Origin of the sequence: Vibrio sp. 10N.261.52.A1, from assembly GCF_002876325.1 — a bacterium.
Lineage (GTDB): Bacteria > Pseudomonadota > Gammaproteobacteria > Enterobacterales > Vibrionaceae > Vibrio > Vibrio chagasii.
On the sequence record NZ_MCYD01000966.1, the window covers coordinates 1 to 5,007 of the forward strand.

The window sequence follows — 5,007 nt, forward strand, 5'->3', positions numbered from 1 at the left end:
CCGGTGTTCTGCCTAACATCTCAGTTCGTGGTTTGAAGGCAAGTCGAAGTGGTCATGCTCAGTTTCTAATGGATGGTGTGCCGCTTACTCTAGCGCCTTATGGTCATACTGGACAATCTATCTTCCCAGCGACGCTTTCGATGCTTGATCGTATTGATATTGTGCGTGGTGGTGCGGCGGTTCAGTACGGACCAAACAACGTGGGTGGTGTGATCAACTTAGTGACCAAGCCTATTCCTTACCAATGGCAAACGGAAATGAGTAATCGCTTAACCGTTTTTGAAGATGGCGATACCCCGTTGAACGATATTTATCTGCGTACTGGTGGTTGGCTGAATGATGTGCTGGCACTTCAAGTGGAAGGTAACTTCTTAAAAGGGGAAAGTTTCCGTGAACATTCCGATACAGACGTTAAGAACTTCCAAGCTAAGTTACAGTGGTTACTGAGTGATACTCAAGAACTACAAGCTTTCGTGCAGCGTTATGATGCTGACACGCTAATGCCGGGTGCTTTATCGCCAGAAGATTACGAGAAAGACCGTACACAATCCAAGCGCCCTTATGATGAGTACCAAGGTAAATCGACGCGTTGGAGCTTAAAATATTTACATGATTTGAATATTGCTGATAGTGCCGAGCTGGAAGTACTGACCTTTGGCCATCGTTCTGAGCGTTTCTTCCAGTGGGGTTACAACAGTACTAAAGATGTGGCGTGGTCTGATCCGTCGCAGCCATCAACTGATATTCGTACGTCACCACGTGAATTTAAGGTGTATGGGGTAGAGCCGAAACTCGCGATCTATTTTGACGGCAATACAGTGACCCAAAACGTAATTGTTGGGGCACGCTACGTCAACGAAGATATCGATTACAAGCTTACTCAAACGCCGATTGCTGGTGGCTTGACAACGACCCCACGTGACTGGCACTTAGACACCGACGCTTATGCTGGCTATATCAGTAACGAAATTGGTTTGTTTAATGATGTGTTAAAGGTAACACCTGGTATTCGGTATGAATCAATAGATATGGCATTTTACGATCTAGGTAAGGCGGAAAAGACAAATAACAAAGTCACAGAATGGTTGCCTGGTTTAACGGTGGCGTACCATTTAACTGAGCAATGGGTAGGTTATACCAATGCTCAGAAATCTTTGCGAGCACCACAAATTGCTTACATCCGTGGTAAAGGTGAAGAGGGCAGTGAACTTGCATGGAGTTATGAGTTGGGTGCTCGCTACAACCAAGATTCAACCAGTTTCAACGTAGCGCTTTACCGAATCGATTTTGAAGATCAGCTTCAATGGCAAAAAGCGACTGAAACTTTCGACAATATTGGAAAAACACTCCACCAAGGTGTTGAGCTTTCCGGCCGTTACACGCTGGAATCTCTTCAGGCTCTGAGCTTAGGGGCGGGCTATAACTACCTAGACGCGACGATTGAAGAAGACGGTGCAAACAAGGGCAATCAACTGCCTTACACATCAAAACATCAATTTAGCTGGGATGCGACTTACGCATTTAGCAAGCTAGATACCACCTTGTCTGGCTACTACTTCAGCGAGTCATACTCTGACAATGCGAACACGAGTGACGAGGATGCTATCGGGGCGACGGGCAAAGTCCCAGCCTATATGGTATGGAACTTCAATTTGGGCTCCGATTTATACAAGGATGAGAGTAGCAAACTGCGTATGAACTTCGCTGTCAACAACTTGTTTGATGAGGACTATTACTTCCGAGGCATTGATACCAGCCCAGTTGGTCGCTATCCGGCGCCAGGGCGATCTTATACCTTGGATCTGAATTACCAGTTCTAATCAGTAATTTATTGAAAATCATAACGAATAAAAGTCGCCAATACCCTTGGCGACTTTCACGGTTCTAGCGTTAGAGGATAATTTAATATGGGAAACGACTCTCAACCAGTTTCAACGAATACATTACGCCCAATGAATAGATTATGGTTAAGTCTTGCTGCATTGGTGATGTGTTTAATTTCATTTTCGAGTTTGGCCAAAACAAGAGTCATCCAAGATGAGCAAGGTCAGTTTGAGATTAACACCACGCCACAGCGTATTGTTGTGCTGGAATTCTCATTTGTTGATGCATTAGCCGCGGTAGGCGTTTCTCCCGTTGGTGTTGCCGACGATAATGATGCGACACGAGTGATTCCAGCAGTACGAGACTTGGTTGATCCTTGGCAGTCTGTTGGCATGCGATCTCAACCTAGTCTAGAGGCTATTGCTGTGCTCAAGCCTGATTTGATCATCGCAGATGCGGAACGTCATCGAGCTGTGTATCAAGATCTACAGCGAATTGCACCGACTTTGCTATTAAAAAGCCGAGGAGAAACTTATCAAGAAAATTTGGAATCAGCGCTCAAAATTGGTGTTGCTCTTGATAAGCAATCAGATATGGAGCAACGAATTCAACAACATCATCAAGCTATGCTCGGCTTCAAGAGCCACTTCTCTCTAAAGCAAACCGTCCAGTTTGCTGTCGTATCGGATAAAGGAATGTGGCTTCATGGCCCAGCATCCTATGCAGGAGGAGTACTGACAACATTAGGAATTGCGAGTCCGATTAAAGAACTTACTGAAAAAGCGTATTTGCCAACAAGCTTTGAGTTTCTACTAAAAACCAATCCGGACTGGCTGCTATTAGGCGCTTACTCGCATCCTAATGTGGTCAACGATTGGGAGAAAAACCCGTTATTCAACCTAATGACTTCAGCAAAAAATAGTCAAGTTGTTGAAGTGTCGCCAGCACTTTGGTCATTAAACCGAGGCATGCTAGCGGCTGAACAGATGGCGAAAAATCTAGAGCAGATCTTGGAACGATCATGAGAACGATATCGATATCTAGCGGAATGCGAAACCTGCCAATATTACCGTGGCGAGCCACTGTATTTACGTTGTCAGTGTTGTGTTTGATGCTATCTGGCTATGCGGCTTCGATGCTGGGATGGTCTAACTTTTCTCTGACCCTAAGTGACTTAGTTGACTATTGGTTTGCGTTTGATACGAGCAATATGACTCATCAAATTTTGGCGACTCTGAGAGCGCCAAGAGCTTATGCTGGGTTATTGATTGGAGCGAGTTTAGCGGTTGCGGGCTTATTGATGCAGGGCTTAACAAGAAACCCACTCGCATCTCCTTCTATTCTTGGTATTAATTCTGGTGCTGCCTGTTTTATGGCTTTAGCTGCCATAGGCGTGCCTGTTGTCAGTGAACTAAATCCAATTCTTAATGCTGTTATCGGTGCCTCGTTAAGTGGCGGTGCTGTGATGATCCTCGGTGGTTTTTTTTCCGCACGTTCTCACCCTTTGCGCTTGGTTTTAGCGGGCATCGCCATTACAGCACTACTGATTGGGTTGACTCGAGCAGCATTGATTCTTGCCGACGATATGGCTTATAGCGTGCTGCATTGGCTTACAGGCTCATTATCTACCGTGGATGATGAACAATGGCGAATGTTGTGGCCCCCGATAATGGTTGGGCTAGGGTTAGCTATTAGCTTGGCGCGCAACCTTAATTTACTGGCGCTTGGTGAGGAGGTTGCGGTTGGGCTAGGCAGCAACATTCGCCTTACGCGATTCATTTGTAGTGTGACCATTGTTTTGCTGGCGGGCGCGAGTGTCGCTATTGCCGGGCCTATTGGCTTTGTCGGATTGTTAATTCCCCACTTAGTTCGTCCTATGGTTGGGCATAATTACCATGTGTTAATTCCCGTTTCCGCGATGGCAGGTGCTGCATTGGTATCTTGGTCAGACGCGTTGTCACGAGCTATTGCTTTCCCGACAGAAACGCCAGTGGGTGTCATTACCGCTTTATTAGGCACACCCTGTTTTGTTCTCATAGCTACGAGGAAGTCTTAATGCATCATAATGCGAAGGTATTGTTGTTACTTGGGCTGCTTATGTTGATGGCTTTTTCTGGCTTGTTTGTTGGGGCAGCATCACTTTCTATTTATCAAGTGGTGGAACATCTGATTGCTTTCTCTAGTGACGATTTTGTTATCCAACAGTATCGGTTGCCACGTATGTTACTCGCAATCAGTGTCGGTGCAGGGTTAGGGCTTTCAGGCGTGTTAGTACAAGGTGTAATACGTAACCCTCTGGCGTCTCCTGACTTGATGGGAATTAGCGCCGGAGCAGGCCTTGCTGCAACAGCGAGTTTGGTTTGGTTTCCTAATGCGCCGGTGAGTTTGCTTCCTATATTTGCGATGTTTGGTGGTGTTTTTGCAGCTGGATTGATTGCCTTATTGGCATGGTGGTCTAAGCCAACACCAGCCAAACTGGCATTAATTGGTATTGCAGTAAGTGCGTTTCTGGCCAGTTGTATTGATTTCTTACTCGTCACTAACCCTATCGAGATCAATACAGCCATGGTATGGCTCACAGGTAGCCTTTGGGGTAGGAACTGGCAGCAAGTCCCATTTATCTGGGGGGCGTTGGTTTTACTATTACCAATGGCATTATGGCTTGCTTGGCGATTAGACGTGTTGGGACTTGGTCAGGAAAGTGCGACTACCTTGGGTATTAAGCCCAAACAGATTCAGGTTCTCGCATTGTTGGCAGCAGTGTTACTCGCAAGTGTCAGCGTGTCAGTAGCCGGGACAATCAGTTTCGTTGGGCTATTGGCGCCTCACCTAGCGCGCTTATTGTTTGGGCATAATCACAAGTTGTTAATCCCCGCGTCTGCTTTATTAGGGGCCATTTTAGTCACCTGCGCAGATGCACTCGCACGAGGTTTGAACCCTCCAATCGAATTGCCTGCAGGCGTACTGACGTCAGTGATTGGCGCACCTTATTTCATTTTTCTTCTTTATCGTTATCGAGGTTGGTAACCATGCTAAAAACGCAGAATCTTTCCGTCGCGTACGGCAAACAAACGATCATCCCAAACCTCACGGTTTCAATCCCTAAAGGGAAAATTACCGCATTAATTGGCCCCAATGGATGTGGTAAATCCACTTTGTTAAAAACCTTGGTAAGAATTAATA

General features: G+C 46.0%; 5 protein-coding genes. All 5 read left to right on the forward strand.

The genetic code is table 11. The features are described from left to right. A partial coding sequence (locus tag BCT81_RS20910) for a TonB-dependent siderophore receptor (protein ID WP_102425700.1) occupies window positions 1-1,820 on the forward strand: 1,820 nt, incomplete at its 5' end. An 87-nt stretch (window positions 1,821-1,907) separates the two neighbouring features. Continuing rightward, window positions 1,908-2,849, forward strand: a complete 942-nt coding sequence (locus BCT81_RS20915; protein ID WP_102425701.1) for a Fe(3+) dicitrate ABC transporter substrate-binding protein — start codon at window positions 1,908-1,910, stop codon at window positions 2,847-2,849. Continuing rightward, on the forward strand, window positions 2,846-3,880 hold the full coding sequence (locus tag BCT81_RS20920; RefSeq protein WP_102425702.1) for an iron chelate uptake ABC transporter family permease subunit: 1,035 nt from the start codon (window positions 2,846-2,848) through the stop codon (window positions 3,878-3,880). The genes BCT81_RS20915 and BCT81_RS20920 overlap by 4 nt, the downstream gene beginning before the upstream one ends. Beyond that, window positions 3,880-4,851 (forward strand): iron chelate uptake ABC transporter family permease subunit, encoded by a 972-nt coding sequence (locus tag BCT81_RS20925; protein ID WP_102425703.1) that lies wholly within the window; start codon window positions 3,880-3,882, stop codon window positions 4,849-4,851. The genes BCT81_RS20920 and BCT81_RS20925 overlap by 1 nt, the downstream gene beginning before the upstream one ends. A gap of 2 nt (window positions 4,852-4,853) precedes the next feature. Continuing rightward, window positions 4,854-5,007, forward strand: a 154-nt coding sequence (locus BCT81_RS20930; protein ID WP_133152675.1) for an ATP-binding cassette domain-containing protein, incomplete at its 3' end; no start/stop codon positions are given.

What these genes read in the sequence shown, in the direction of transcription:
- BCT81_RS20925 (WP_102425703.1), top strand. Translation starts at nt 3,880, where the DNA reads ATGCATCATAATGCGAAGGTATTGTTGTTACTTGGGCTGCTTATGTTG.
- BCT81_RS20915 (WP_102425701.1), top strand. Translation starts at nt 1,908, where the DNA reads ATGGGAAACGACTCTCAACCAGTTTCAACGAATACATTACGCCCAATG.
- BCT81_RS20920 (WP_102425702.1), top strand. Translation starts at nt 2,846, where the DNA reads ATGAGAACGATATCGATATCTAGCGGAATGCGAAACCTGCCAATATTA.